Genomic DNA, 25361 nt, shown 5'->3' with positions numbered 1-25361 from the left:
AACGGCAATAAAAAGCTGGGCCGGGCCATATAAACAAGGTAAAAAGGAGGGGCGAAAGGGGCGCACCAAAGCACCCCACGCCACCACCACAAAGGACCGAAATCATGGCAAAACTCGACATTCACCAGCACGTCACGGATACGATCATCGCGCAGATCGAGGCCGGAACCCCGCCGTGGCGCAAGCCGTGGACCGGCGGCGCAGGAGGCGCGGCCCTGCCCTTGCGCCACAATGGCGAAGCCTATCGCGGGATCAACATTCTGATGTTGTGGGCGACCGCCCATGAACGCGGCTACAATTCGGCGCACTGGATGACTTTCAAGCAGGCGATGGAGCTTGGCGGCATGGTCAGGAAGGGCGAGAAATGCGCCCGCAGCGTTTTCTATGGCACGTTCGAGAAGGAGGCCGAGCAGAGCGAGGACAAGGGCGAAGGCGACGGCAAGACCCGCATCCCCTACGCCAAGACGAACAACGTGTTCAACGCCGACCAGATCGAGAACCTGCCCGCCGAATACTATATCACCCCTGAACCGGCGCGCGACCTTGGCACGGAGGCGAACCCGGAACTGGACGCCTTTTTCACCGCGACCGGCGCCGACATTATCAGCAGTGACGAGGCCAGCGCCTACTACCGCCCCGCCACCGACCAGATCCACATGCCGCCCATCGCGACCTTTCACGAGGCGAGCGGCTACTACGGCACCCTTGCCCACGAGCTTTGCCACTGGACCGGGGCCGAGAAGCGCCTTGACCGGATCAAGAAGTTTCAGAACCGCGAGGCATACGCCTTCGAGGAACTGGTGGCGGAAATCGGCAACTGCCTGTTGTGCCTTCACCTTGGCGTGATCCCGCAATTCGACCAAAGCGCGGCCTACATTGAAGGTTGGTTGAAGGCGTTGAAGGACGACAAAGGGCTGATTTTCAAGGCCGCGTCCGAGGCGCAGAAGGCGGTTGACTTCATCCTGGCCGCGTCCGAGGCCGCAGAGCAGGCGGAGGCAGCGTAATGGGCTGGACCTGCCACTATACCCCGCCCCGCGACGAGCGCGCCGAGATCGAGCGGCTTGTGACGTTCGAGAACGAAGAACGGGCCATGCGGCCCGTCCTCACCACCCGCAAGGGATCGGTCTGGTATCTGGCCGTGGAGGTCACGGCCAAGACGAAGGACGCCGACCCCTACGGATACGAGGCCGATGCGCTCGGGCGGTATGTGTTCGCGGCCGTGATCCTGACGCGGCGCGACAATGGCGAATGGTGCTACAAAGACATGGAGGAAAGTATGGGGCCGCACGAGGCACAGGCCCCGCAGAAATTGCTCGACCTTCTATCGCCGACGACGAAGGAATATGCCCTCGCATGGCGCGCGCGGTGCAAGGCGTCCGCAGCCCTTGCCGCGCGCAAGATCGCCCACGGCGACACGATCAGGCTTGCCGAGCCGTTGGAGTTTAGCGACGGGATCGCGCGGGATACCTTCACCGTCCAGCGGGAGCGGTTCGCCGGAGCGCGACGGGCCACCACCCACTTTCTATGCCAGAAAACGGGAGCCGCTTGCCGGATCAGCAGGTTCATGCAGCGCGCATGGGTCAAAGTCTGACCATGCCCACACTACCGCACGGGGCCGCATCAGCGGCCCCGTGTCACGTCTGGCGGTTCGGGTTCAGGCTGGCGGGACGGCATGGCGAGGCGACCGGCTTCAAGTTGACAGGGGGGCGGATCATCGACCGATGATCCGCCCCCCTGCCCCGCCCTCCGGGCGGGCTGGCCTTCGGCCAGAATTACTTGCCGCCGCTTTGTGATTGAAGCCACTCGATGATGGCTTCCGGGTTTTCTTTGACAAAATCGCGAACTACGGCGGAAGCGGTTAGAACCTCCCGGTTAGCAATCCGGTTTATTTTTGCGACGTGATCGTTGACGTTGGCGGCGGCTTCGCCCCGAAGCTGCAATGTGAAGCGAATGGCGGCGGTTTCGTCACTTCGAGGTTTCGGGTTTTCGGCTTGTCCGGTCGAGGGGGCATCGCCTCCGGCTGATTGAGGGCTAAAGCCTTCAAGAGAGTCGGCCACCTGACGGTCCTTACCCTTTGGGTTCATTCTCGGCATCGAACACCTCTGCAATCTTTGATGTATATTCGTATATCGCGTTTTTGGCCTTGTTGCGGGCTGCGTTGCTGATCGGCCGTGATCCCTCCACTGGCAGGATGCCTTCGTCCAACTGCGCGGGCGTTCGACACGCTTCGACCCAATTCGAGATATGGGGGCTGTGCGTCAGCCCTTTTCGGATGAAAGCGGTTTCGGAGAGGTTTTCCAGCTTCTCGCGTTCGGCGTTGCTGATGAACCGAACCGTTCCGACATACAGTCCGACGAAGCTGTCAGGGGTTTCCTCGTTCATGGCCTCGAACACTTTTTGATATGTCTCTTTCGTTCGGTTGAACCCCTCTATGTCCCATTCGGTGAGGGAAAACGGTGCTAGAACCAGATCGGCCGAGTAAAGCGCGGGCATTGTCATCCTGTTCGCGTTGCCCGGAGTGTCGAGAACAATGAAGTCCGGGCCGTCGCAAAGCTGGACGATCTGTTCGTTCGTTGACTCGAAATCCGCTTCCTTGGGGTCCATGAAAATGGAGTCTAGGGATTCGTGGTGTGCGGCGGTTTCATCGGCCCACGCCCCGAAACTGCCTTGGGGGTCGGTTTCGATCGCTCTTACGGTATGACCGCGATCCAGAAGACCGGCGGTCAAGGCGGCGGCGTGAGTGGATTTGCCGACTCCGCCTTTCAGACTGGCGAAAACTATCAATATGCCCATTTTTTTGCCTGTATCATTTTCGGGTTGTCACAGAGCGGCACGACGGCATCAGAATTGTCTTGTCAGCTCGGATACTGGCGTCCTGCCGGTGTCGCGACCCTGTGACCTCGCCATTGCGTTATCTTGCAAGATTGTTGTGTCGTCAAGTGGCTACGTCGCCACATAGCCACACCGCACATTTGTAATGTCGCGTGGTCGCGATCCGGCTGCATCGTAAAGTAGTGAGGTCGCAGGGTCGCGTGGTCGCAAGGCTTCGAGATTGCTAGGTCGCAAAATCGCGAGTTGTTGTAGTCGCGTGGTAGCGATGTTGGTGGCTTGTCTGGTTGCGCGGTCGCGAGGTCGCGAAGGCGCGGGGTTACGAGGGCGCGAGGTTGCAACGGCGCGGGGTTGCGAGGGCGCGAGGTTTTCATATTGCGAGTTATCATAGCGACAGTCCCGCCAGGACATGGGCAAGGATTTTATTGAGGCCGTTTTCCGCGCCGCTGGGGCGGTTCCCGTCTTTTTGGGGTGCAGGGTAGCGGAGGCGGCGACTCGCGCCTCTGGCGGGCCTCTCCGGGGCGCTGCGAGGCATTGGAGCCTGCAAGCAGGCTGCGGTTAAGCGGTATGACGCCCTTCGATCTGCCGATCTCCGGGAAGAAAATTGCCAAACACTACCCGTATCTTGCCCCCCAATCCTTTTATCCGACACCTGCGGCGTCGGAGGATTGTCAAAGTGGGGGGCAAGGGGTAGTATTTGAGTTGCAGGATATGTGCAATGTTAACCAAAATTGCATTTTGGAGCCATGTGTGAAGCCTTTTGAACGTCGAAACCGCATCCGAACCCTGCTGTCGCAAGGCGTTCCGGCCGCGCAGATCGCGCGCCAGCTCGGCGTTGCGCCATCGACGGTTTATCGCATCAGGAGCGGCCAGGGCGCGATCATTGGCGATCGTGCGGGCTACGTTTCTATCGGAACGAAAGTCACGGAACACGAAAAGGCGGGTCTGGACCGACTCGTTCGGGCGAAGGTTGCGCCCAGCCGGTCAGCCTTGTTGCGAAAAATGACGCGGGCCGTGAGCGGATTCTATGATCCGAACCCCGGCGAGGAAGAGTTTCTGGCGGAGGCGTTGCGGCACCTGACCGCCCTCGGGGGGAACTTCAACCAGATCGCAAAAGACCTGTCGGTGTCGGTCAAGCGCACCGGCGAGGCCAACCCTTCCGCCGCGCAGATCGAGCGGATACGGCAGGCGAACGATGAGGTCGAGAAGATCAAGCGGGTCGTCGGGTCCATGCTTCGGAACACGCAGGTAAAGGCCGTGACGTTGCACGAGCGGGTATCCGCGCCCATCCCCCAGGACGCCGACGATGAGTAGGGGCTATTCCGCCATCGAGCAGGTCATGGGCCGGTTGCTCGACCGTGACCCGCCCAAATCGGGTGGCTCGCTGCGCGGTTTGCGTCCGGGGTCGCGCGGGGGCCGTTTTTCCAACGGCAGCGGGCCTTCGATCAGCCGCATGAGCCGTGTGGGTGCGCGGCACGGTCAGGCGATCTTCAAGCTGGTCCGCACCGGAGGCGTGGACAGCCGAAGCGGGTTGAAGGGTCAGCTCGACTACATTTTCCGGGACGACAAGGTGGCCGAGGTAATCGACCCCAGCGGGATCGTCATGCCGCACGACGAGCCGAACGGTCGGCAGATCAACCGGCTGGTCGATAGCCTATCCGATAACTGGTGGGCGAAGACCAGGAACGGCCAGACCTCGCATATGATCCTTAGCTTTCCGAACGGAACCTCGATCAAGGACGTGGCCGGGATCGTCCGGGACGTTTGCAACGAGAAGTTCGAGAGCGGGGACGTTCGCTATAAATACGTTGCCGCCATCCATGACGATCAGGAACACCACCCCCACGCGCATATCGTCTTGAACCGACGGGGCAGCGACAACAGCCTTTTCAACATGCGGCGCGGCACGGACCACAGCTACGAGGGTTTCCGAGAGGCAATGGCGGTTCATGCGGAGCGGCGTGGGATCATGCTCGATCCGACCTCGCGGTTCGAGCGCGGCATCACAGATCGGCAGCCGACCCAGACGGAGCAATGGAACGCAAGCCGGGAAGGCCGCGCACCCCAGCAACGGCCCCGCACAGGTGCGGATTTGGAGTATGCACAGGAGCAGATCAGCCTTGCCAGGATCGGCTACGAGGCAATGGCCGTGATCGCGGCGAACGCCGACTGCCAGCGCCTTGAGCGCGCTTATACCGATGTAGCGAACATGCTAATGTCCACAAAAGGAGACTACGAAATGCCAGCACTTAGCGCCGATGAATTGGAAAAGTTCGATCAATATTCGTCACTCTTGAACGACGCGCTTGCGAAGTCACAAGAGGTTCTTCGGACGAAGGACGCCACCGACCGCGTTCCCTACGAAAAGCAGCTCACGGCGAACATGGCCGCGTTCACGGCGCTCAATCCCGATGCCGCTTACGCCAAGGGTTTGCACGAAGACCCGAGTGGCAAGTCGATCTACATGCACCAAGCCGAGGGCGACGAAGCTACGTGGTCGCGCGCGGCGGAACGGATCGAGGAATACACCCAAGGCACCGGGCTGGACGCCCAGGCGATCACAGCTCGACTGCAAGCCGGGGCAGGGAACCTCTATCTCGAACAGATGTGGATGCAGGACGATTTGCGGCAGGTCGCCAAGGCGTCCGACCTTAGCCTTTCCGATCCGGTTCAGCGTCAGCAGGCAATCTCGGAGTTGGCGAACGCCTATCAGGAAATCCGCGAGGATCTTCAAGCGCACTACGACATTCGACCCATCCCGCAGTTCGAGCCGGACTATCTCGACGCGAACGGGCGGCCCACGGTTACGGCGGCAGAGCGCGCCAGTCTCGAAAACCAGTTCAGCCGCACCGACTTCAACTACGGATATGCAGACGATGCTTCGGCCCGCAACAGTGGACGTGAACAGGTCGAAGCGGCACGGACACGTTTCGCCGAGTTCGCGCAGCAATCGCGAAATCACGCCGTTTTCGCGTCGGCCCTATGGGATAAGTCAACTGACATTGTTCGTCCGCCCGAAGGCTATCTGCCCGAGGCCGAGCGCGAACGCATGGCACCAGAAGAAGCCGCGGCCGAGTTGGATCGTTTCGCCGACCTCAAGGCGCGTAGCGGTGACGACTACATGCTGACCAACAGCGCCGAGGAACATCAGGAAGTCATTCGGCTTCTCAAGGAAAATACCACGGACGCGCAGTATGACCGCTTCCGCAGGGGCGATCTAAGCGCCATCGACCACATCACCGACGACAAGGTGTTCAGCCGCCAGCTCTTGATGCAGGCTGAAATGAACAACCGCAGCACCGGCTTTGAAATGTCGGACGAGACCGAACGCCTCATGTCCGACAGCCGCGACTACCTCAAAGACACGTTCGAGGCGGATCGGAACAATCCCTACGAGAACGAGAGGTAGGCATCATGCAACGTCAACTCGCCGCAGGGCTGTTCTTCGCAATGGGCGGGCTGATGCTTGCCTACATTTTCGCAACCGTCTGGGTGGACTACAATCTGCCCGGCGCCATCGGCTACGGCTATCTGGTCAGGGACGGCCTCGATCTACAGTGGCGCGACCCTGACCTGTTCACGCATGTCTGGCTGATTTTCCTGTTCTGCGCGATCGGCGGTTTCGCGTTCGGGGCGCACTTCGCGTCCGAAGCGTTGACCCAGCAGGGGAAGTCGAAGTGGCAGTCGCTGGCCCAGATGCGCCGGAACAAGCTGTTGGGCAAGCCGGGCAAGGGTTTCGTCCTCGCCAAGACGACCCGGCCGAGTTTGCCCGGTCGCTTCGTCACGTCCGACAAGTATCCCAACTGTCTGATCGTCGCCCCGACCGGGGCCGGTAAGGGTGTCGGTTTCGTCTATCCGAACCTTCTGACCTTCGAGGGATCGACGGTCACGCTCGACATTAAGGGCGAGAACTACGAGACCACGGCCCGGTGGCGGTCGAAGATGGGCAACAAGGTTTACAAGTTTGCGCCCGTCCAATTCGGTCAGCCGTCGCACCGATACAACCCGCTCGACCGGATCGGCAAACTGCCGACCTACGGACAGATTAACTTCGAGCTACGCAAGATCGCCACGCTGTTCCTTCAAGCCGATGGGGCAGGGGAGTGGTTGAACGGCGCGATACAGCTTTTCTGTGTGATTGGCGGCGTTGCCCACGAGCGGCGCGACTTCACCCTGGGCGGCATCTATCGCGTCTTGTCCGAGGGCGAGGATAACCTGCAAAAGCACTTGAAAGTCCTTTCCCAGACCGTTCAGGAACCATCGTTGCAGCGCGAACTGGCGTCGCTCGCCAAGTTGGAGCAGCGCACGCTTTCATCCTATATGTCGGTGATGAACAACGCCGGGTTCGACCTTTGGTCCAACCCGCACGTTGACGACATGACTTCGGCCAGCGATTTCAGCTTCGAGGACATACGGCGCGAGAAGACTTCGATCTACTTCATCGTGTCAGACGGCGACCTCAAACCCTTGGCCGGCCTTGTGCGGCTCTTTTTCAACGAACTCGTCTCGACCATCCAGGCGCGCAAACCGGGCAAGGACGAGCCGTATCACGCCATGCTGATCCTCGACGAGTTTCACAGGCTGGGCAAAATGTCCGAGGTAGCGGAGGCCATGACCACGATCCGGGGCTTCAATGGCCGGATCGCCATCATCACGCAGACCATCCCGAAGCTCGACGCGATCTATTCCTACGAGGAACGGCTTTCCATTCAGGGTGGCGCGGGCTTGAAGCTCTACATGACGCCATCGGAGGAAATGACCATCGAAGACCTGTCGAACGCGGTCGGCATGACAACGAAGCGCACCGTTACCCGGTCGCGTCAGGCAGGGCTGGGGCAGCGCGCTACGTTCACCGAGCGCACTGACGAGAAGCCGCTTCTGACCGAGGACGATGCTCGTCGCCTGCCCGAAGATGTGAGCATTATCATCGTGAACGGCAAGCAGCCGGTAAAGGTCAAGGCGATCGTCCACTGGAAGGATCGGCGATTCAAGAAGATCCTCAAGAAGCAGGAGAAGCTAGGATGGGATGCTGTCACCGACTCGCTGTTACAGTCGCGCATCGACAACCTTGAGCGCCGCGCAGCGAAGTCGCCGCAATCGGGGCCGGGTTCCGCATCGGGCGGTGTCGAACGCTCGGCCGACCCGGCATTGGCACTGCCGCCGGTCAAGCAGCTCACGACCGACGACCTGAAAACGGTCGCTGCCTACGTCGCATCATCGCTCGATCTTCTGGACGAAATACAAAAGATCAAAGACGCGAAGGCAGAACCATCGGTCGATGCACGTCCCGATAAGAAGGGTAAGCGCGCGCGCGTGACGTTGAAGGGGCAGGCCCAGCTCGATTTGGGCGACATGGAAGTCGGGGGCGCGCCAAAGGACAAAGGCAGTGAGAGCAAAAAGCCGCCCGAGGCAGCTTGATCCAGAACGAGGGGAAGGGGGCCAAGGCCCCCTTTTCTATTTCCGCCGGAGCCGCGTCACCCGTTCCGCCGCCCGGTTGATTTGCGCGGCCCGCAGGTTCACACCCTCGCGGGTGTTCGCCACCGGGTTTTTCAGGAATCCTGCCGTGTCGCTGGCGACATTGCGCGCTCCCGATCCAATCGCCGCACCGCGTTCAGCCGCTGATCGGGGTTGCGCGGGGTCCATACCCATCGCGCCGCGCGCCGCTCCGCCAGCCCCTCGCGCCATCGAGCCACCCGCTCTTTTCAGCGCCCCGCTGGCCAAGGCCGTGACAGCCCCAAGTGCGAAGTCGCCTGCCACCAGCGTGACGATCAGCGGGCTAAGAAGAACGAGGAAGCACGCGAGCACAAGGACGGTCAGAATTGGAGTTACCTGCCCGATCGCCGAAACATCATCGGGGTCGATGCCAGAGATAGTCGCGTTTCCCATCCCGAGGATCGTCGCGAAGATCCCGATAAGAATGAGAGGATACATCAGAACTTTGATTACTCCGCTCAACCATGTGTCAAAATAGGACTTCGTGACGGTGGTGAGTGTGGCGAGGATGGCAAGTGGTGCGAGGCCGACCAGAACGGCGAGAACGACCCTGGACGCTACCATCGCCAGCGTTGCGAGAGCGCCGAAGACCGCGATGGCCATGAACATCAGCCCGTTAATCACGCTTCCCAGAATATTCATCCGACCGGCGGTCACGTTCGCATATTGGCCCATTTCCAGCGACAGGTTATCGAGTTCCTGCGGGAAGCTCGTTTCAGTTTCGCCGTCGCCCAGGCCCCCCGCAAGCAGCGCGTTGCCGACCGCTTCAAACCCTGTCTCTATGGCATTGAATACCCCGTTGAAGTCGGTCCAGCTCTGCATGAACAAAGCAACCAGAACCAGCTTGAAGATCAGCCAGACTGAAGTTCCGGCTTCCATCGGGCGGATTTGTAATGCCATGTTGAACAGAACCAGCACTACCACCAGCGCGGACAATATCTGCGCGGTGGTGCCGATTTGAGAGGCGACCGCCTCGAACTGCGTCTGGCCCAATGAGTCCAGCAGCGCCATTGTGCTGGTGTAGGTTCTTTCGATGAAACCCATTACCCTACTCCAAACCGCTGCATAGTCTTGTGACCATTGGCAGGAGCGGTCGGCTATAGTCGTTCATCCTGTCGCGGGTGGCATTGAACCTTTCGCGGGTTTCGTCGTCCCAATCCCACTTCGATTCCGTGCTGACTTCGTTCCACATCGCCTCGATCTCGGCGCGATAGACGTTCCAGTCCGGGTAGAGCATATCGCAATCGCACGTTCCGGCTTCGGAAACGGCTTCGGCCCGCTGAACGCTGCGAAATTCGCTCGCCAGCTCCGCCCGCCACATGAACTCGATTGGATGTTCCATCATCCATCGTGGACGGCCAGGATGATCCTTACACCGCCCGCGTGTTTTCAGGCCGGGATCGACATAGCCGTCTTCTGCCCCGGCCCCTTCGGACACAGGGGCAATATCTTCCGAGAGTGCTGTGTTGGCTGTCAGCACGAGTGCGGCGACCGCGACGGCCCGTAGGAGAATGTCAGCTTTCATCGGCGGTTTCCCCTTTTCCATCATACCGGCTCGGCAGGAATACCTCTAGCACACCGCGCTTGCCGTCCCGCTTTCCTACATGAACGATAACGTCGATGGAGCGCACCACATACGAAATCATGTCTTGATAGGTCATTTTCCCATCCGCCTCCAACGCCGTCTGCGCCATGCGCTCGATTGCCAGCTCGGCCGTCTCGGCGTGGATCGTCGTGATCGACCCGCCATGCCCCGTGTTGATCGCCTTGAGGAACGTGTAGGCGTCCGACCCCGTGACTTCCGACAGGATGATCCGGTCGGGACGCATCCGCAGCGATGATTGCAGCAGCACGTCCGGGCTGCGAACAGGATCGAGACGGTTCGAAACCATCATCACCTTGTTGGGCTGACGGGGCATTAGGTCCGGCACGTCCTCGATCGTCAGGATGCGTTCGCTGTGATCGACCTGCGCCACCAGCCATCGGGCTACAGTCGTCTTGCCTGAACTGGTGCCGCCACTCACCACGAGGTTCAACTTTTCCTTCACGCACATCGTCAGGGCTTCGGTCAGGTTGCCTTCGGCAAGGCCCCAAACACGGTTCGTCAGCTCGCGGCGCATGGCGCTCGCGCTTTCCGGCCCATCGCCGAGGTAGGCGGGCTCGAACATTTCCGTGTCGGCTTTGAAGAAGCGCATCGACAGCGCATCGCCGCCCCGCACAACCGGATGCTGCACCATCTGCGCGCGAACCAGCCAGTCGCGATAGTCGATCGAGACACTTCCGACAGGGTGCTTTTCCGAGAGCCGGATGTTCCCTTCGGCGGCGATCTGCATCCCCGCGTCCCTGACTTCTTCCTCCGTCAGCTTGATAGCCGAAAGCTGCATCGAAGCGTCGCCACGGTTCTCGAACCAAACCTGACCGTCAGGGTTCACGCAGATTTCCACAAGGTCGTCGTTCAGAAGGTTCCGAAGCTGGCCGAACGCCTTATCGACGTAGCTGTCCATCATCAGAAGATCTCCAGATCGCGATCAACGATGATCGACACGGACGTTCCCTGCCGGACGTAAATCGTGGGTGGGATGTTGATGTAGGCCCCGATCGCGCTGTCTGTTGCCGAACTCAAATCCTCGCCAACTCTTTCCGCGATCACCGCTGTATCGCCGCTATCCGATTGGCTTGCGGCGATTTCCGGCGCGGCTCCGATGATCGAGATTGCGGCAGCGCCGCCGAACCGGGTGGCGAACCGTGTATCGACCGTGCCGCCCGTGCCGCTCCGTCCAAGCTGGTCCGCACCATAGGATGCGATACCGATCGAACGGTTGCTGGGTGTCAGAACCCGCGTCCACACAACGAGTATCCGTTTCTGGCCAAGCTGGATGCCGCTGCTGTATTCGCCGAAAACCTTCGATCCGGCCGGAATGAGGACCGCCGACCCGTCTAGGCTGTGAACGTCTTCGGAAACCACGCCACGAATGGGGCCAGGCAACGTGCTATCCACCGCCGTTTCCAAGGACGCCTGAATGATCGTGCCTTGCGGGATCGTAGCTTGGGGCGCGGTGATTTGCTGTGCCCGAGAGACCGGCACCGGATCGACGCCGCGCCGAACGAAGGACTCGTTCGCGCTAAGCTCGCGGCCTTCCGCAGCGCCGGCTTCCTCCGCACCACCGTTGTTCACCGCGATCAGGCCGGACTCCGCACGGGCCTGTTCCGCCGCCGCGCGTTCGGCGCGCAGAGCTTCCAGCCGCGCACGATCATCTGCTTCGCGCTGCGCTTGAAGCCGCTGTTGTTCTGCTTCCTCTTGAAGTCGTAGCGTTTCCAGTCGAATCCGCTCCTGTTCCAAGGGGTCCACCGCGCGGGCTTCACGAAGCTGCTGCTGATAGTCCTCGGCCTGTTCCAGAAGCTCTTGCTGCGCCCTGGTCTGCGCGGCGGACAGCTCACGCTGATTGTCCGCTATCTGCTGGCGCAAGGCAGCGATGGATGCTTGCAGTTGTTCCGTGGTTTCGCGGGCGCGATCCTGGTCGTTCTCGGCGGTGCTACGAAGGGCGGCAATGTCGGCGGCGAACCGATCGCGTTCGCGTTCCAATTCCTCGCGCAACTCCCTTTCCGCTTCCGTCTCGTTTTCCCGCTCTGCCGCCAAGGCGCGCGCGGCGGCGAGATCGGCTTCGAGGTCGGCCAGTCGCGCCAGGGTGGCGCTGTCGGTCTGTGTCGTGACGACCGGACGCTCGACCACGATCGGGTCCGGAGGTTGGGGCATGGTCAGGCTTTCATCGGCCGACCTGTCTTCGGGAAACTCCTGCACCCCGCTCGACGGGATCGTGACCCCCGGTTCACCCGGTTCGGAGACGGCATCGTAGATCGCATAGCCGCCGACGCCCAGCACCAGCGCCGCCGCTGCAATCCCCAGCGTCCTACCCGTTGATCCCCTTCGGCTCGAAGATGCAACCTGACCTTCGATTTCCGCCATTCTGCTCCGCAGATCGCTATTTTCGTCGCTCATTGGAACAGCTCCGCTATACAGATTTCTTGTTCGCCCAACCGAAGCGCCCATTGACGCGACGTGCCGCTCACCCTCACGGTGCGCCCTTCAACGATTTGCGAGTTTACGCTTCGTTCCCTGCCGTTCGTGACCTTGAACACCGCCGGGATGGGCGCATTTTCACGGAACCGGAAGTAGGTGAACGCGCCGTCGTCCCAGATAGCGATAGGCGTAATCTCGTTCCGGGCGCTCACCCCGTAGTTCGTGTTCTGGGCTGTCCGAACAGGCGCGGTTCCCGCCTGCTGGCGCGTCCGTTCAGGATAGCTGAAACGAACCACATAGAACGGGGATGAGTTTTCCCTGACGGTGAAGTAATAGCTCCGGCGGTCGGTATAGACCGTCACGTTGGTCTGGACGCCCCGAGCGGTCGGCTTGATCGCGAAGACGCGATCCCCCGGTATCGACTGAAACTGGAAGGCCGCGGTATCGCCCGCCACAATCGACACGATCCTTTCCCCTTCCTCGAACTCGACCGTAGTGGCCCGGGTCAGCGTCACGTTGATGGCATAGACCTGACCATCGACGTGGCGAGTGACGCGGACGCGATTGTCGTGAGAGCCGCGCGGCGGTGTGGCTTCGGCGAAGGCGGCTGATCCCAGACAGGCAATCAGCGCACCGCAGAGTATTCCAGAACGCATCATCCCCTCCTGTCCTGATAAAGCTCATAGTCCGTTACGACGAACCCCAGAGGGTTCCGCCAGACGGCTTCCAGTGTGGCTTGTTCTTCTGCCTCGAAGTCGTAGCCGATCACGGCGGTGAAATTGCCGGTGTTCGACCCGTCCGGGTTGGTCAGCCGCTTTCTCATGCGGACCTGCACACGATCTTCATCCAGAAGCGTGATGCCCGTTACAACCACGTCCACCTGTGTCCGGTCTCCATAGCGATCCGGCAGATACCGTTCGCTGCTGGAATCCCACAGCTCGACCAGGCCCCGACGCGCGGTGCCCTTCGTCCGCGCAAGAGCGCGGTTGATACGAAGGTCATTGTCGATCTGGTTGTAGGTCTCGCGGTCGGTCACATACTGATAGACGAGCGCCTGCACGACCGCCGCGCGTTCATCGAGCGTAACAGCTTCGACGGAGGCGTTCGGGACCGCCATTCCGGTTGTCGGATCGAACGGAACGACAATAGGCGCAGGCGGCTTGTGCCAGACCATCACCGCCGCCGACGCGAAGACCGCGACCGCAGCGGTTACGGCCATCCCGGCGAACGCGATTTTCCAGATCTTCTCACGCTGCATCGCGCCGTAGATGATTTCCGCCTCAAGGACGTTCTTGGGATCATCAGCCATCATTCAAAGTCCGGCTGCGTGAAGTCGGTGAACTTCTCAATGTCGGCCAAGGTGGCGGCGTCGAGAACGCCGGTCATGCCGACATTCATTGTCTGGACGGATTCAAGCTGCCACATCGCAGCCATCGCGATCGCCAGCTCGGCCGTGACGCGAGTGTTGTGATCGACCGACTCCTTGAGGCTTTCCATGTTCGGCATTTCCGCCATGAGAACCCCGACCCTCTCCACCGACTGCGCGGCTTCCTCATAAGCGACTTCCGCCGCCGCCGAAGTCGCGGCACCCGTGGTTGTCGCCGTCGCGTTTCGCTCCGCTTCCGTGACACCGGAGTTCGCCATTGCCGTCACTTCATCCTGCGACGTGCCACCCCCTTCCAGCGCAGCCGTGATCTTTTCCCGGAACACATCTGCGCCACCGCCTTGCAGACCTGACCAATCTCCCCGCGCACCCCGGATCAGCGTTCCGACCATATCGGCATCGAACTCACCTTCGAGGATACCGTCGAGGTCTTCACCAAGCGCGAGTTCGAGAACCGCTGTTGGGTCGCTCAAAAGATCCTCGATCTCTTCCAGCTTCGTCAGGTGTTCCTCCAATAGCTCGATCTGTTCGATCAGCTTGGAAATCTGTTCTTCCTGCAAACCCATATCGACAAGAAGCTGCTCGAAGGTCTGCAACTGTTGCAGCAGGTTTCGGCTGTCGATCACGGGAACGCCCTGGGCATAAGCGGGCGTGATCGAAAGCCCCGACGCCAGAGGCAGTGCCACCAGAGTTGCCGTGGTAAATACGGTGCCAAGAAGGTTCTTCATTTTCATCACGGTCTCCGATCAGAGGTCTGGTTGTGTAAAATCGAGGAAGGCCATTGCTTCCCGTTGCCGCGCCAGTTGCGCTGCGTTCTGTGCGTATTCGGCTTGGGTTCGTGCGGCCTTCGTCTCGATCCTCGCGTTCAGGATCAAAATCAGCTCGGCACGCACCATCGTGTTCAAGTCGTAGGCGTCCTTCGGGTCGGTCGTGCTTCTGATTTGGGCGACCAGATTGCGGACCCGGATCAGCGCCTGTTGCGCGTTGTTCATCGAGTATTCGGCGTAGTGAAGCGACCCCGAGGACAGGAGGCTTGCACCGGACGCTGCATAGAGTGCAGGATCAATCGTGCCTTGCGCTTCAACGCCGCCGATTGTTCGCAGGTAGCTGTTATATTTTTCCGGGATCACCTGGACGTAGTGTTGGGTTTCCGCGAAGGGCGGAACGCCACCGTATTCGATGATCCGACCGGGACCGGCGTTGTAGGCCCCCAGAGCGAAAATGATGTTGCCATCAAAGCGTTGAAGCTGCGCGGCAAGATACCGAGCGCCGCCGACGACCTGGATATAGGGATCGGTGTAGTATTCGGGATAAATGCCCAAGTCCTGTGCTGTGCCGGGTATGATCTGGGTGAGGCCAAACGCAGCCGCTGGCGATCTGGCCCCAACCTGAAAGCGGCTTTCCTGCCAGATAAGGGCCTGCATCAGACAGCGCCATTGCAGGGGCGACAGCCCCGCCGCCGCCACCCCCGGCAGGCCATACGTGTCCTGCGATCCGCGAATGATGATTTCTTCGATGTTCTCGCGGGCGTCACCGAACACAAAGCGTCCTGCCGGGTTCGCCAGAGGCCCATAAACCTCCTGCACCCCGCCCATGTCAGAATTGCCGCCCATGAAGGTGGTCTGATACGTCGAGACCGAGCTAAAGGCCGCGATCATGCGATCCAGACTGGCAATCTGTTCGTTCTCGAACTCCCGGATTTCGGCCCGGTTGTCTGCCTTTTCGCGCTGCGTATCTTCATCCGTTTCCAGATGAAGATACCCGCGCAGGCGTTCCGCAAGGTTCTGTCCGTCGATCACTGGAACGCCTTGCGCCAAGGCGGTCGATCCAAGAAGACCGGCCACCAGCGCCGCGCCCAGCAGGCGCTTCGAGAACCCGTTCACCCTAGCCACCACACAGTTCCCCGCGAAGGCTTTCCAGCGCGGCGGAGGATTGCGCCGGGGAGGACGAAACGGGCGCGGTCGCCATGAACGAAAAGACCGCCGGTTGCCCCGGCAGCCGCTCGAAGTCGCACGACCCGCTCGCGGTTCCGTCGCTGTTGAAGCACTGGCACCGCGCTTCGCGCTGCGCCATCGTGGTGCAGCCCGCGATGCTCAAAAGACCGATGGTCAGGACGAGAGGTTTCATCATTTCGCTTTTCTCCAAAAGTCGGGGGTTTCACGGAAATCGGAGCCGACGACCGAAAGGCCGGCTTTGCCGCCACCGAGGATGTGCAGGTAGTCGCCGAGGGGCGACATATCGCCGTTCAGGACCAGCGAGTTTTCATCGTCCCGCAGCAGGAAGTTCCGTCCCGCCGACCGCGACGTGACAATATCGAGTTCAGCCGCGTTCAGGCGCAAAGCCTCGTAGTCCTCGTATGAGGACTTCCCGTCCGGGAACAGGATTTGCGTCGGGAAGAACGAAAAGACGCGATCACCGACTTTCGAGCGGGCAAGCTGCGAAGCGTTCTGGGTCAGCATGACCACGACCGCGTTCTGTTTCCGCAGGGTCGCGAGCCAGCCTTCGATCACCGTGGCGAAATACGGGTTGTCGATGGCCTTCCACGCTTCGTCAATCAGGACGATCGTGCGGGTCCGGTCGCGCATCTGCCGCTCGATCCGGCGGAAGATGTAGCTAAGGACCGCCGTGCGTTCCCGATCCGATTGCGCGTCGAGGATTTGGGTCAGGTCGAAGCCGACCACGTTCCCGTCGAGTGAGAACGTATCTTCCAACGTCTCCCCGAACACCCAGCCGAACCGACCGCCCTTCGCCCATTCGGCCACGCGCGCCTGCACATGCCCATCGTCGTCGGTCGAAGCGAATTGTTTTGCGAACGTGTCCCACTTGCGAAGCGACGGGGCGGCACCCGCGTTGCGCCGCACATTTTCGAGAATCGCGCGCGTTTGCAACGAGGTCAGTTCCTCGTGAGGCGACAGGATATTCGCCAGCCAGTCAGTCAGCCAGGCCGTGCCTTCCTCGTCGGTTTCGACCCAAAGCGGGTTGAGGCCCGTGGGCATCCCGCTTTCGATAGTCGAATATGTGCCGCCCATCGCCCGCGTGACCATTTCGAGACCGCGCCGATAGTCGAAGACGAAGATCCGCGTGTCCGTGCGCCGCGCCTGCGTCAGAAGGAACGAGGCGAGGACCGTCTTGCCCGAACCCGTCTCGCCCAGGACAAGCGTATGGCCCGCTGGCGGCTCGCCCTGTCCCGATCCGCGCCGATGGAAGCTGAACCGATAGGACGATCCATGCGCGGTCGGGAAGACCGACACCGGCGTTTTCCACGGGACTTCGCTACCGCTCTTGCCGAGAGGGGTTCGGTGCAGGGACGCATAGTCGGCGAAATGGACGTTGGTGATGACATTCAGGCGCGACCGCGCGGCCATGTTGCCGGGGAATTGCGCGAAGTAGTGCGCCCGCTTGACGAAGCTGTCCTTCACCAGCCGCGCGCCGGTGTTAGTGGCGACACCTTCCAGTTCCGACATAATGTCCCGGACGCGCGCCTCGCTGCGATCGACAATCGAAATCGACAGTTGGTGGTTGCCGAGGGACACGTCCTGGACCAGCACCCGTTCATGCAGAGCAGCCAGCGCCTCGCTTGCGTTTGCCCGCACATCAGCCGTGGATGCCATGATCTTCCGCTTGCGCTCGATCAGGTCGGCAGCCGCGTTGTTGCCCATCGGCGAGAAACTTTGCGAAATCACGTAGTCGCATGGCAGGGCGAAATCATCGAAGATCGTCACCCAGGATTGCGGCGGGTAGGTTTTCAGGGCGCGGATTTGCCCATACCGATCCCCGAGCGGACCATCCGTCAGCTCGAACCCGTCTTTCGTGAAAGTGACGCGATCCGACAGCACATCGTCGGCCACGACCGTCAGCGCGCCGCTTGGGTAGATCGGACGTTCATCGGCGGTCTGCACCGATCCGAGAAAGCCAAGAAGCTCACCCGACGACGCCGTGAGGACGCGGGTTGTATCGCCGCCGATAGAGGACCGCATGAACCGGACCACTTCGTCCAGAAGTTCGAGATCCTTTGCGTCGCCCGCGCCTTCGATAAGGCCGCTTGCGCGCTGAAACAGGCCCGCCGTTTTCTTGAGGCGTCCGGTTCGGACAATCGAAATCGTCAGGCGACTGTCGCGCAGCTCGCCGTCCGCGAGACCTTTCCGCCACCGCTGATCCACCGCCGCAGAGAAGTCATTGTTCTTGAGGGGTTCGAGGTCTTCGGACAGATCGACCTTGCGGCTGATCTTGTGCGTATAGACAGTGAAGTTTCGCCCCATCTGCGCGAGAACGGCCGCGAAGGCGTTCTTCAAGCTGTCCAGCTCGCTGTCAGGCGTCGTCGCTGCGTTCAGGCCCTCGACCCGGATGCAGGACATGAATGAGTTGTCCCGCAGCCGGACCGTCCGGTCATTGACCAGCGTGACATAGGGAACGTGCATGAACCCGTTCTTCAGCAGGTTCCGCTGGGCGACGATATTCGCGGCGACAGCCGATAGATTAAGCGCCATAGCTGTCACCACCGAACATCTTGCGGGTTCTGGTGCCGGGGGCCACACGCGAACCCGTCAGAAGCACATCTACCACTTTCTCGTCCTTTTCCGCCGCCCAGCGGCAAAGGCCGTAAACGAGAATACACCAAACGATAGTGACCACGCTTACGGACCAGATAAGGGGCAGAACGGTCCCCCCCATGAACGGCAACGCGAAACCATAGGGTAAGCCGAACAGTTTCGAGGATTGCGTCAGCGCAATGTAGAAGGGGGTCCGTTCCATCATCTTAGGTCGTCGCTCCCCAGATCGACTGGATCACGGTCGGGATCACGCCGATAATCACGATGATAATCAGCAGCGTGAAGACGCGCGCCCAATCAATGAAGTTGAAGGCCCCGCCGAGCAGAACGAACACGGCCACGATGGTCATAACCGTCCGTCCGGTCGTGCCTGTCAGGGCGTCGAGGATCGACTGCAAAAGGGAATCGACCGCGCTCAAGTCGATGTCTTGCGCGAGGGCCGGTTGCGACCAAAGCAGGGTCGCAATCGCGGCCATCGCGATTAGGTGTCTATTCATTGTCAACTTCTCCTAGTTGCCCAAGGTTTGATTAAACACAGCCATCACCTTCCGGACGTGACCCTGTGTTTCTCGATACGGCGGGATGCCCCCGTGCCGTTCGACTGCATCCGGTCCTGCGTTGTATGCTGCAAGAGCAAGTTCGCGGGTGCCGAATTGGCGAAGCATCGCTAAAAGGTAGCGAGCCGATCCATCTAGGTTCTGGTGCATGTTATGCGGGTCCACCCCCAGGTCGCGCGCCGTTCCCGGCATAAGCTGACCGAGGCCGATTGCGCCCACATGCGACCGCGCGTTCGGATTGAACGCGCTTTCAATCTGAATATTCGATCGGAAAAGCGTCACCCATTCGCTTGCGGACAGTCCCGCGTCGGCGATCGCGCGATCCGCCGCGTATCGGAAACCTGTCTGATGAATGGCATCCAGAATGTCGCCGCGCGGAACGAGAACGCGAGGGGCTGCGACCGCCCCTCCACTGGTCGAAAGAACGACTTCGGGTTCACGCGGCTCAGGGCCGAAAACCACAAGGCTGCTTCCCTGTTCATAGTTCACAAAGCCGCCGTCTCCGACGACGAGAACATCCGCGCTTGCGGCTGTTGCTACTATCATAAGGAAGGGGAATACGCATCCGCGCAGCGTGTGCAGCGGGCGAAGGGAAAGGCTACGGCGACAGGATGTGAGTTTCCCGCCCGCCTTCATAGAGCGGCACAGAACTGGTCGTGAACCCGTTCCGGTGCAGGAATGATATGAGGCCATTGGCGGTCTTGAACTCTCTCCGGTCTGGGCCTCCCACATTGGTGCTTCTGGCTGACGTAAGTAATTTCTCGAACGAACGGTCTTCGCTGACGACCCGGACGAACCATAGCCCATACCAGACAGAGCTAACTTTTGTTGCGTCCTTAGCCGCGACAACTTCAACGTGAAACCCGCGCTGGACCAATTCGTAGAGTTGTGTTTCTGATACCACATTCGGTTTTTCTTTATCGGGTTCTGAAACCACGGAATCCTACCTTCGCCAGACGGGGACCGCGGCACCCTTCTCGGGTGCCTACGTTCTACGAGTTTATAAGAGTTGCCGCAAGCTATAAGATACGATAATCTGCAAAAAAGCGGCGCGTCGCCGGTTTCTAGCTTAGGCTGCTGAGAACGCCAAGATTATTGATGGATCACACCCTATGCGCGGACTTCACGCTGGCATGTTTATACTTATAACCTTTGCGGCCACCACGGCGCAGGGCGAGACCTGCCTGTCCCCGCCGCGACCGTTCCTGCCAGCGGGAGAGGCAGAGATGATCGAGTTCGCCGAGATCATCCGCCAGGATTTTGAATACTACATCAACGACATTCAGGCATACTTCCGGTGCCTAGACGAAGAACGTGCGCGGGCTTTTGAGGAAGCCCGACAGGTAAGTCAAGACTACGGGCGTTTTCAGGCAGTGATAAAGGCGAACTAGGCCGCTGACCGGGCCGAAACCAATCGCTCCTCGCCGTAAGCGTGAACGATCTTGGCGACAGTCTTTGGGTCGATCTGCAACTCCTTGGCGATCCAGCGGAAGCTACGACCCTCCGCGCGCAACTTGAGAACGCGCGACTTGTAGAGCTTCACCTTCGGCGCATCGCCTTTCTTCCGCCCGAGAACCTTGCCGTTGGCCTTCGCGCGTTCAAGCCCGGACAGAACACGCTCTTGCAGAAGATCGGACTCGAACTCCGAGATTACCGCCAGGACGCCGACCATCGCGCGGCCCGTCGCCGTGGTCAGATCGAACTCGGACTTGTTGAGCGCCTTCACGGAGACGCCCTTGCCCGCCAGCTCCTTGAGCGTCGAAAGAAGGTCGGTCGTGGACCGCCCCCAGCGGGACAGCTCCGTCACCAGAACGGCGTCGATCTCTCGACGCTGCGCCAGCGCCATGATCTTCTTACGTTCCGGCCGCGTGTCCCGGCGACCGCTCGCCGTTTCGGTGAAAGTGTCCACCACCCGGTAGCCCGACCGATCGGCCAGAGCAGTCAATTCGGCGACTTGACGGTCTGTGTCTTGATGCCCGGTCGAAACCCGCGCATAGATAGCAACACGTTGCACCATTCAGACCCCCTCGCCAAGCGACCGGAAAAGGCCAGTAATTACATGACCACGGCCCCGATCCGTTTAATCATATGTCAGTTTGGATCACTTGGCGCAACGGTTCCACCCGATTTTCCTTGCAAAGCGCGGCTCAACGGCACTAAACCCGCTTTATAGGGTTCGCCCTGTCTTATAAGAACCGCGAGGCCCAACCATGAGGCACTTCCTACAGACCACCGCAATAGCCGCGACAGCCGCCATCGCCGCTTTCGTATCCACTCCGACCCCCGCCAAGGCCCAAGGCTACCAGATCGACTGCGCGATCCTGCTGTGCCTCTCCGGCGGCTGGCCCGCATCCGAGCCATGCGCCCGCGCCCGCGCAGAGTTCATCCGGCGCATCACGCCCTGGCCGATCGAACCCCCGCTGCAAATCTGGCGTTGCCCGATGGGCGTTGCCTACACCGTCGATCCCGACACCCTGACCGCCGACCGGATCTACGAAATCCTGCTCGATCTGGACGACGCGCCGCAGCAATCCTTCCCGAGCGCACCTTTCCAGGACCACTCACGGGACGCGCTCGTTCCGCAGCCCGCCGTTGTCCGCAACAGCGACGGGGCTGCGCGAACGCTCCCCGAAGGCTTCGCCTTGCAGCTCGCGCAGAGCGCCGAGACCGGGGCGGACATTGATATTTCTGATCCAGCCTTCGACTTCGTGCGCTCAATCCGCGTCTACAACGTCACCGGCGCCCACCAGCGCGAGGCGGGACGTGAAGGCGACGAGGAATGTCGCCGCTCATTCTCGATGCGGATCGGTCGCTACGGCCCGCAGGGTGAGTTCTCATGGCATGGCGGTTCTGATCCCGGCCAGCTTCCAGCAGCTCATACGGGTCTTTCACGTTGGGGCGAAAACTGCCCGCGCGTCTGGCACCGCTCCGTTTTCGTGGACTGGCGCGACTACGAGGGCAACTACGGCTTCGAGCAGGTCAACTACTAGACGTGGGGCCACGGCCCCGGTCGCACCACAATAATTGCGACAGGCATCCAGACTGTGTATGCCTGTTGCCAACACTTAGAAGAATCAACCGAGGGAGTGAGCAGCACCCCATACAAATGAAAACCCCCCGCAAGGCGGCAACCTAGCGAGGGGGGGCTTTTAGAACCTAGGAATTGGCGTTCCGAAGGGTCCACTACCGATAACTTGGACTGGTTCTACCACCCCCCCAACATCACTGGCAAGCGAAAAACGCACCTGTGCGAACAGGGAAATCTTGCCCCGCGCCGCCTTGTCCCACTCACCACATCGAGGACAAGAACCATGACCACCACGACGCACCCCGTCCTGCCCCAAGGCTTCAAGCGATTTTCCGTCGAACAGACGCTACTGGACGCCGCATCCCTGATCGGGCTGCGCGGCTCGACCCTTCACGCCCTTCTGCACATGATGAAGCGCACCCGGCCCGACGACTGGACCGACCCCACGCGCGAGCCTGTCTATTTCGGCCAGCAGGACGCCACAGCGCGCGCCTTGGGCAAGACCCGCCGCGCCCTCTACAGCACCGAGATCCAGCTTGAGCGCATGGGCCTGATCGAACGGCGCGTGAAGGCGAACGGCCAGCGATCCCCCCACGGCGGCTGCGGGATCGTTTTCTCGAAGCTCATCGAGGCGTTCCCCGACCTCTTGAACATGATCGAGCAGGCGCAGATCGAGCGGAAGCGCATCAAAGCCCTGACCAATGAGCGCAGCTCGTGCCTGCGCTACATCAAGGCGCGGCTTCGTGAGGCCCCGGCTGGCGGTTCTGCCCTCGACCACATCGCCGACCAGCTCGCCACATGGCCCCGCGCCGATACCCTCGCCCGCATGGGCATCGACAGTCTCGAAGCGCATGTGGAAGACGCCCGCCGCCTGTGTATCGCGGTCGATGATATTCACGATTTACAGCGTGATTCTTCCGGTCAACCGGCACAAAACTTCCCGCGCCATATACAAGAGAACAACCTAATAGACCTTTCTGTAATCTGTAACGGAACCGTGGATAAATCGAGCGCGGCCTTGGCCGCGCACTCTGATATTCCTGCGCCGGAGCCTATCGGCCCCGGCGATTGCGGAGAAAAGAAGTGTGAAGCGGAAACCGAAGCGCGCAAGGCTAAAATGTTGGACCGGCTGACCCCGGACCGGCTTTTCAAGATGGCTTCGCCTGATATGCAGCACGCTATCAGCGAACAGCTAGGAGGGCGCACTGAACCCCGCCGCAGCGACTTTTTCCGGGCGGCCGAAGCCATGTTGCCGGCCCTCGGGATCAACGTCACCGCATGGAACGACGCGGTGGCAGTAATGGGAATCGACCGAGCCTGGCTTACCTTGCTCTACATCGACGCCAAACGCGACCATCCCGCCACGCCCACCGGGAACCCCGGCGGCCTTCTGCGCGATCTGACCCGCAAGGACCGGCAGGGAAGGTTCCAGCTCGACGGCGGGTTGATCGGCGTTCTGACTTGGAAAGGCGTCTGATGGCCGAGAAATGCCTAAAGAAAGCCGTTACTTCGCCCGGCGGAGCGTATAGAATGTGGCAACATTTATACAACCGTGAGTTGGTCCGTGATGCAGTTTACCCCGACCGATTTTCGGCGAGCGAAAGACGATCTTGCGCGGTTGGAACAGCTCTACTTCGGCTTCAACAGCCGCCCGGAAGATTACACCGCCGTCGATACCGAGATTGCGGCCTTGCGGCGCTGGCTGACCCGCAGTCTCGCCGAAATGACGCGGCTCGATGATGCCGTCACGCGGCGGTAGGGATGGCCACGCGCCGGTGACGCTGGATAGCGTCAACGCCGACACAGATCGGAGACCTGACGTGCGCCCGGCTCAGCTCGACCTCTTTCCCGACCGTGCTTACCTGCGATGCGTCGATCCAGCCGCCAACAAGGCCCGCTTCTATGTTCTTTCCGTCCAGCCGACCTTGTTCGGCGGGGTGGATCTTGTCTGTGAATGGGGGCGGATCGGCGCGCCTGGAACGGTTCGCTTTATCCCTCACCGCGACACGGGCCAAGCTCTCGACACCATCCGAGCGATAACTGCAAAGCGCAAGGCACGAGGCTACGTCGAGTAGCACTTCAATCGCCTGATCTTTGTCTGTCTAGACCGCCCCGAAGGTGCGGCCGCCTCCGTGAACAACATCCGGGCAGCTTACGCAGCGCAGGAACCTGTCAACACCAAGCCCTCCGGGGCGCGTTCCGCGCGTGTGGACACGCCCCTTTTTCCGCTGCGTCTTCTTGCCCTGTTTATTCACCAAGGAGACGACCATGAATTACCTTCGCAAACGATCCATCCGCCTTCGCCTAGCTGCGGCGCGCAGGCTACGAACCATCCGCAAGCAGCTCCAAAAGATCCACTTGAGCATCACGATCGAGATCAACCTTGTATTTCTCAAGATCACGCTCGAAATCGGCCGCCGGGATGAATAGGGGCGGCGGGTTTTCGTTGTCTCGCTATGACAGCTAAGCGTTGTTGCGATACCATTTTTTCCGGCTCGCGTCGTATAAAATGAAGCCCGCAATACAAAGGACTATGATGCCGCCGAGCAGGCTTTCCTCGATCACTACTCCGGCGATGAGAGCAACGAACAGTGTCGCGCCGAGCGTTTTCAGCTTGAGGTTTCTGCGATAATGCGCACCGCAACCAGCACAAACCCTGAATCCTTGAGTGACTTCCGATCCGCAGTGACCGCAATGTAGGCTCATCCAGTAGTCTCCTATCCCTGGTATTTTATCGCGATTGAAGTCGGTTCTTCAACCATTCATCTTTCTGTAAATATCCCCGCGGGAGGCCGAAGGCCGGGGCGGTAGACCCTATCCTGGCGACTAGCTATCAATCTTTCTGTGAGCCTTCATTACATACCCCATAGGTTCCCCTTTGAGGTTTGAAGCAAGGATAAAACCGTCAGCCCAGGTCGCGAGGTTCAGCATCGCCTTCTTTATACGTTCGTCGTCTTCGAGACTGCTATTTATGTCAATCAGTCGCTTTCTATTCGACCCGTATTCATCGTCGGCAAGCCACAACCTGACAACCCCATCGGATTGAGGGTCTTCGCCCATAGCGTTCAGGCAGGCGAGGTCGAGATATTCAATGATAAGATGATCGCCTGCTTTCCAAGACGGTCCGTTTTTCCGCAGTTCTTCCATGTCAAAATCATAGCTGATTGAACCATTACGAGTATTCCGCATAGCTAATTGTCCTTTGTTGTAGGTTTCGACTGTTTTCTTGGTTTGATAGTTTGGCATGGCCCCTGCCCCGCCGCCAGTGGCGTCGTGTCACCGCGCTCTAGGCTCCGGCCGGCGAGCGGCCTGCGCCCCGCACCCTGCGCCCCGATCCTCCCTGATCCAATAGCCGCGCCTTGTCTCCTACGGAGCCTTCGGCTTGGCTTTGGATCATGGTCGTCCTGGGGCTTGTGAGCGGCCCATGCGGGTGACGATCGCTGGGGCGGGCGGCTCCGGGGTTCGGGCAAGCCGAACGCCGCTTCGCCTTTGACGGACAGGG

Annotated in this window: 29 protein-coding genes; 11 read left to right on the top strand and 18 right to left on the bottom strand. The window is 60.4% G+C overall.

What is annotated here, in order from left to right:
- Window positions 1-104 precede the first annotated feature (104 nt).
- Entirely contained in the window at window positions 105-1004 is a 900-nt protein-coding gene (locus Q1A06_RS20220) for a zincin-like metallopeptidase domain-containing protein (protein WP_299567900.1), read from the top strand.
- Window positions 1004-1591 carry a hypothetical protein gene (locus tag Q1A06_RS20215; protein ID WP_299567898.1) on the top strand — a complete coding sequence of 196 codons (588 nt, stop codon included), beginning with the start codon at window positions 1004-1006 and terminating at the stop codon, window positions 1589-1591. Before Q1A06_RS20220 ends, Q1A06_RS20215 begins: the two co-directional genes overlap by 1 nt.
- Window positions 1592-1772: 181 nt before the next feature.
- Here the strand turns inward: Q1A06_RS20215 and Q1A06_RS20210 are convergent, their stop codons facing one another.
- A complete protein-coding gene (locus tag Q1A06_RS20210; RefSeq protein WP_299567896.1) occupies window positions 1773-2057 on the bottom strand; it encodes a hypothetical protein in 285 nt (94 codons plus the stop codon).
- Between the two features lie 10 nt (window positions 2058-2067).
- Window positions 2068-2793 carry a ParA family protein gene (locus Q1A06_RS20205; RefSeq protein WP_299567894.1) on the bottom strand — a complete coding sequence of 242 codons (726 nt, stop codon included), beginning with the start codon at window positions 2791-2793 and terminating at the stop codon, window positions 2068-2070.
- 786 nt (window positions 2794-3579) lie between these two features.
- Between Q1A06_RS20205 and Q1A06_RS20200 the strand changes: the two genes are divergently transcribed.
- The 3 genes from Q1A06_RS20200 to Q1A06_RS20190 are packed head-to-tail and all read left to right on the top strand — an operon-like array spanning window position 3580 to window position 8247.
- The gene (locus Q1A06_RS20200; RefSeq protein WP_299567892.1) at window positions 3580-4143 is read left to right on the top strand and encodes a helix-turn-helix domain-containing protein; all 564 of its coding nucleotides are present in this window, start codon (window positions 3580-3582) and stop codon (window positions 4141-4143) included.
- Complete coding sequence (locus Q1A06_RS20195) at window positions 4136-6238, top strand: relaxase/mobilization nuclease domain-containing protein (RefSeq protein WP_299567891.1); 2103 nt, start codon at window positions 4136-4138, stop codon at window positions 6236-6238. The genes Q1A06_RS20200 and Q1A06_RS20195 overlap by 8 nt, the downstream gene beginning before the upstream one ends.
- A 5-nt stretch (window positions 6239-6243) precedes the next feature.
- Window positions 6244-8247 (top strand): type IV secretory system conjugative DNA transfer family protein, encoded by a 2004-nt coding sequence (locus tag Q1A06_RS20190; RefSeq protein WP_299567889.1) that lies wholly within the window; start codon window positions 6244-6246, stop codon window positions 8245-8247.
- A 36-nt stretch (window positions 8248-8283) separates the two neighbouring features.
- Here Q1A06_RS20190 and Q1A06_RS20185 read toward each other — a convergent pair whose 3' ends face one another.
- From Q1A06_RS20185 to Q1A06_RS20125, 13 genes are read right to left on the bottom strand one after another with little or no spacing between them, the layout of a single operon-like run.
- Window positions 8284-9366: a type IV secretion system protein gene (locus Q1A06_RS20185; RefSeq protein ID WP_299567887.1), complete on the bottom strand. Its 1083-nt coding sequence runs from the start codon at window positions 9364-9366 to the stop codon at window positions 8284-8286.
- A gap of 4 nt (window positions 9367-9370) precedes the next feature.
- Complete coding sequence (locus Q1A06_RS20180; RefSeq protein WP_299567885.1) at window positions 9371-9847, bottom strand: hypothetical protein; 477 nt, start codon at window positions 9845-9847, stop codon at window positions 9371-9373.
- Window positions 9837-10829 carry an ATPase, T2SS/T4P/T4SS family gene (locus tag Q1A06_RS20175; protein ID WP_299567883.1) on the bottom strand — a complete coding sequence of 331 codons (993 nt, stop codon included), beginning with the start codon at window positions 10827-10829 and terminating at the stop codon, window positions 9837-9839. Before Q1A06_RS20175 ends, Q1A06_RS20180 begins: the two co-directional genes overlap by 11 nt.
- Entirely contained in the window at window positions 10829-12319 is a 1491-nt protein-coding gene (locus Q1A06_RS20170; RefSeq protein WP_299567881.1) for a TrbI/VirB10 family protein, read from the bottom strand. Before Q1A06_RS20170 ends, Q1A06_RS20175 begins: the two co-directional genes overlap by 1 nt.
- Complete coding sequence (locus Q1A06_RS20165; RefSeq protein WP_299567879.1) at window positions 12316-12999, bottom strand: TrbG/VirB9 family P-type conjugative transfer protein; 684 nt, start codon at window positions 12997-12999, stop codon at window positions 12316-12318. Before Q1A06_RS20165 ends, Q1A06_RS20170 begins: the two co-directional genes overlap by 4 nt.
- Window positions 12996-13652, bottom strand: coding sequence for a type IV secretion system protein (locus tag Q1A06_RS20160; protein WP_299567877.1), 657 nt, complete (start codon window positions 13650-13652; stop codon window positions 12996-12998). The genes Q1A06_RS20165 and Q1A06_RS20160 overlap by 4 nt, the downstream gene beginning before the upstream one ends.
- The gene (locus tag Q1A06_RS20155; protein ID WP_299567875.1) at window positions 13649-14458 is read right to left on the bottom strand and encodes a type IV secretion system protein; all 810 of its coding nucleotides are present in this window, start codon (window positions 14456-14458) and stop codon (window positions 13649-13651) included. Before Q1A06_RS20155 ends, Q1A06_RS20160 begins: the two co-directional genes overlap by 4 nt.
- A gap of 12 nt (window positions 14459-14470) precedes the next feature.
- On the bottom strand, window positions 14471-15607 hold the full coding sequence (locus Q1A06_RS20150) for a lytic transglycosylase domain-containing protein (RefSeq protein WP_299567874.1): 1137 nt from the start codon (window positions 15605-15607) through the stop codon (window positions 14471-14473).
- Window position 15608: 1 nt separating this feature from the next.
- Window positions 15609-15854 carry a hypothetical protein gene (locus Q1A06_RS20145; RefSeq protein WP_299567872.1) on the bottom strand — a complete coding sequence of 82 codons (246 nt, stop codon included), beginning with the start codon at window positions 15852-15854 and terminating at the stop codon, window positions 15609-15611.
- On the bottom strand, window positions 15851-18211 hold the full coding sequence (locus tag Q1A06_RS20140) for a type IV secretion system protein B4 (RefSeq protein WP_299567870.1): 2361 nt from the start codon (window positions 18209-18211) through the stop codon (window positions 15851-15853). Before Q1A06_RS20140 ends, Q1A06_RS20145 begins: the two co-directional genes overlap by 4 nt.
- Entirely contained in the window at window positions 18201-18479 is a 279-nt protein-coding gene (locus Q1A06_RS20135; protein WP_299567868.1) for a VirB3 family type IV secretion system protein, read from the bottom strand. Before Q1A06_RS20135 ends, Q1A06_RS20140 begins: the two co-directional genes overlap by 11 nt.
- A gap of 1 nt (window position 18480) precedes the next feature.
- The gene (locus tag Q1A06_RS20130; RefSeq protein ID WP_299567866.1) at window positions 18481-18771 is read right to left on the bottom strand and encodes a TrbC/VirB2 family protein; all 291 of its coding nucleotides are present in this window, start codon (window positions 18769-18771) and stop codon (window positions 18481-18483) included.
- A 12-nt stretch (window positions 18772-18783) separates the two neighbouring features.
- Complete coding sequence (locus Q1A06_RS20125) at window positions 18784-19377, bottom strand: lytic transglycosylase domain-containing protein (RefSeq protein WP_299567864.1); 594 nt, start codon at window positions 19375-19377, stop codon at window positions 18784-18786.
- 587 nt (window positions 19378-19964) lie between these two features.
- On the opposite strand from Q1A06_RS20125, the gene Q1A06_RS20120 reads away from it, so the two are divergent.
- Complete coding sequence (locus Q1A06_RS20120) at window positions 19965-20222, top strand: hypothetical protein (protein WP_299567863.1); 258 nt, start codon at window positions 19965-19967, stop codon at window positions 20220-20222.
- Here the strand turns inward: Q1A06_RS20120 and Q1A06_RS20115 are convergent.
- Window positions 20219-20848, bottom strand: a complete 630-nt coding sequence (locus tag Q1A06_RS20115; protein ID WP_299567861.1) for a recombinase family protein — start codon at window positions 20846-20848, stop codon at window positions 20219-20221. The genes Q1A06_RS20120 and Q1A06_RS20115 overlap by 4 nt on opposite strands.
- Before the next feature lie 193 nt (window positions 20849-21041).
- Between Q1A06_RS20115 and Q1A06_RS20110 the strand changes: the two genes are divergently transcribed.
- The 5 genes from Q1A06_RS20110 to Q1A06_RS20090 all read left to right on the top strand — a co-directional run bounded on the left by Q1A06_RS20110 (window position 21042) and on the right by Q1A06_RS20090 (window position 24289).
- Window positions 21042-21821, top strand: coding sequence for a hypothetical protein (locus Q1A06_RS20110; RefSeq protein WP_299567859.1), 780 nt, complete (start codon window positions 21042-21044; stop codon window positions 21819-21821).
- A gap of 321 nt (window positions 21822-22142) precedes the next feature.
- A complete protein-coding gene (repC, locus tag Q1A06_RS20105; protein ID WP_299567857.1) occupies window positions 22143-23336 on the top strand; it encodes a replication initiation protein RepC in 1194 nt (397 codons plus the stop codon).
- A gap of 90 nt (window positions 23337-23426) precedes the next feature.
- Window positions 23427-23618 carry a hypothetical protein gene (locus Q1A06_RS20100; protein ID WP_299567855.1) on the top strand — a complete coding sequence of 64 codons (192 nt, stop codon included), beginning with the start codon at window positions 23427-23429 and terminating at the stop codon, window positions 23616-23618.
- Window positions 23596-23934 carry a WGR domain-containing protein gene (locus tag Q1A06_RS20095; RefSeq protein WP_299567853.1) on the top strand — a complete coding sequence of 113 codons (339 nt, stop codon included), beginning with the start codon at window positions 23596-23598 and terminating at the stop codon, window positions 23932-23934. The genes Q1A06_RS20100 and Q1A06_RS20095 overlap by 23 nt, the downstream gene beginning before the upstream one ends.
- Before the next feature lie 193 nt (window positions 23935-24127).
- On the top strand, window positions 24128-24289 hold the full coding sequence (locus tag Q1A06_RS20090) for a hypothetical protein (protein ID WP_299567851.1): 162 nt from the start codon (window positions 24128-24130) through the stop codon (window positions 24287-24289).
- A 33-nt stretch (window positions 24290-24322) separates the two neighbouring features.
- On the opposite strand, the gene Q1A06_RS20085 is transcribed toward Q1A06_RS20090, so the two are convergent.
- On the bottom strand, window positions 24323-24565 hold the full coding sequence (locus Q1A06_RS20085; protein ID WP_299567849.1) for a hypothetical protein: 243 nt from the start codon (window positions 24563-24565) through the stop codon (window positions 24323-24325).
- A 120-nt stretch (window positions 24566-24685) separates the two neighbouring features.
- Window positions 24686-25105, bottom strand: coding sequence for a hypothetical protein (locus Q1A06_RS20080; RefSeq protein WP_299567847.1), 420 nt, complete (start codon window positions 25103-25105; stop codon window positions 24686-24688).
- Window positions 25106-25361: the final 256 nt, after the last annotated feature.

This window comes from uncultured Sulfitobacter sp. (assembly GCF_947497275.1).
Taxonomy (GTDB): Bacteria; Pseudomonadota; Alphaproteobacteria; order Rhodobacterales; family Rhodobacteraceae; genus Sulfitobacter.
Note: the sequence above shows the minus strand (reverse complement) of the source record. Positions and strands in the feature narration are given on the sequence as shown.

Excerpts from the sequence above, each read along its gene's own strand:
- Q1A06_RS20220 (WP_299567900.1), top strand. The coding sequence starts at position 105 with ATGGCAAAACTCGACATTCACCAGCACGTCACGGATACGATCATCGCG.
- Q1A06_RS20215 (WP_299567898.1), top strand. The coding sequence starts at position 1,004 with ATGGGCTGGACCTGCCACTATACCCCGCCCCGCGACGAGCGCGCCGAG.
- Q1A06_RS20205 (WP_299567894.1), bottom strand. The coding sequence starts at position 2,793 with ATGGGCATATTGATAGTTTTCGCCAGTCTGAAAGGCGGAGTCGGCAAA.
- Q1A06_RS20195 (WP_299567891.1), top strand. The coding sequence starts at position 4,136 with ATGAGTAGGGGCTATTCCGCCATCGAGCAGGTCATGGGCCGGTTGCTC.
- Q1A06_RS20190 (WP_299567889.1), top strand. The coding sequence starts at position 6,244 with ATGCAACGTCAACTCGCCGCAGGGCTGTTCTTCGCAATGGGCGGGCTG.
- Q1A06_RS20185 (WP_299567887.1), bottom strand. The coding sequence starts at position 9,366 with ATGGGTTTCATCGAAAGAACCTACACCAGCACAATGGCGCTGCTGGAC.
- Q1A06_RS20180 (WP_299567885.1), bottom strand. The coding sequence starts at position 9,847 with ATGAAAGCTGACATTCTCCTACGGGCCGTCGCGGTCGCCGCACTCGTG.
- Q1A06_RS20175 (WP_299567883.1), bottom strand. The coding sequence starts at position 10,829 with ATGATGGACAGCTACGTCGATAAGGCGTTCGGCCAGCTTCGGAACCTT.
- Q1A06_RS20170 (WP_299567881.1), bottom strand. The coding sequence starts at position 12,319 with ATGAGCGACGAAAATAGCGATCTGCGGAGCAGAATGGCGGAAATCGAA.
- Q1A06_RS20165 (WP_299567879.1), bottom strand. The coding sequence starts at position 12,999 with ATGATGCGTTCTGGAATACTCTGCGGTGCGCTGATTGCCTGTCTGGGA.
- Q1A06_RS20160 (WP_299567877.1), bottom strand. The coding sequence starts at position 13,652 with ATGATGGCTGATGATCCCAAGAACGTCCTTGAGGCGGAAATCATCTAC.
- Q1A06_RS20155 (WP_299567875.1), bottom strand. The coding sequence starts at position 14,458 with ATGAAAATGAAGAACCTTCTTGGCACCGTATTTACCACGGCAACTCTG.
- Q1A06_RS20145 (WP_299567872.1), bottom strand. The coding sequence starts at position 15,854 with ATGATGAAACCTCTCGTCCTGACCATCGGTCTTTTGAGCATCGCGGGC.
- Q1A06_RS20140 (WP_299567870.1), bottom strand. The coding sequence starts at position 18,211 with ATGGCGCTTAATCTATCGGCTGTCGCCGCGAATATCGTCGCCCAGCGG.
- Q1A06_RS20135 (WP_299567868.1), bottom strand. The coding sequence starts at position 18,479 with ATGATGGAACGGACCCCCTTCTACATTGCGCTGACGCAATCCTCGAAA.
- Q1A06_RS20130 (WP_299567866.1), bottom strand. The coding sequence starts at position 18,771 with ATGAATAGACACCTAATCGCGATGGCCGCGATTGCGACCCTGCTTTGG.
- Q1A06_RS20125 (WP_299567864.1), bottom strand. The coding sequence starts at position 19,377 with ATGATAGTAGCAACAGCCGCAAGCGCGGATGTTCTCGTCGTCGGAGAC.
- Q1A06_RS20120 (WP_299567863.1), top strand. The coding sequence starts at position 19,965 with ATGTTTATACTTATAACCTTTGCGGCCACCACGGCGCAGGGCGAGACC.
- Q1A06_RS20115 (WP_299567861.1), bottom strand. The coding sequence starts at position 20,848 with ATGGTGCAACGTGTTGCTATCTATGCGCGGGTTTCGACCGGGCATCAA.
- Q1A06_RS20110 (WP_299567859.1), top strand. The coding sequence starts at position 21,042 with ATGAGGCACTTCCTACAGACCACCGCAATAGCCGCGACAGCCGCCATC.
- repC (WP_299567857.1), top strand. The coding sequence starts at position 22,143 with ATGACCACCACGACGCACCCCGTCCTGCCCCAAGGCTTCAAGCGATTT.
- Q1A06_RS20100 (WP_299567855.1), top strand. The coding sequence starts at position 23,427 with ATGCAGTTTACCCCGACCGATTTTCGGCGAGCGAAAGACGATCTTGCG.
- Q1A06_RS20095 (WP_299567853.1), top strand. The coding sequence starts at position 23,596 with ATGATGCCGTCACGCGGCGGTAGGGATGGCCACGCGCCGGTGACGCTG.
- Q1A06_RS20090 (WP_299567851.1), top strand. The coding sequence starts at position 24,128 with ATGAATTACCTTCGCAAACGATCCATCCGCCTTCGCCTAGCTGCGGCG.
- Q1A06_RS20085 (WP_299567849.1), bottom strand. The coding sequence starts at position 24,565 with ATGAGCCTACATTGCGGTCACTGCGGATCGGAAGTCACTCAAGGATTC.
- Q1A06_RS20080 (WP_299567847.1), bottom strand. The coding sequence starts at position 25,105 with ATGCCAAACTATCAAACCAAGAAAACAGTCGAAACCTACAACAAAGGA.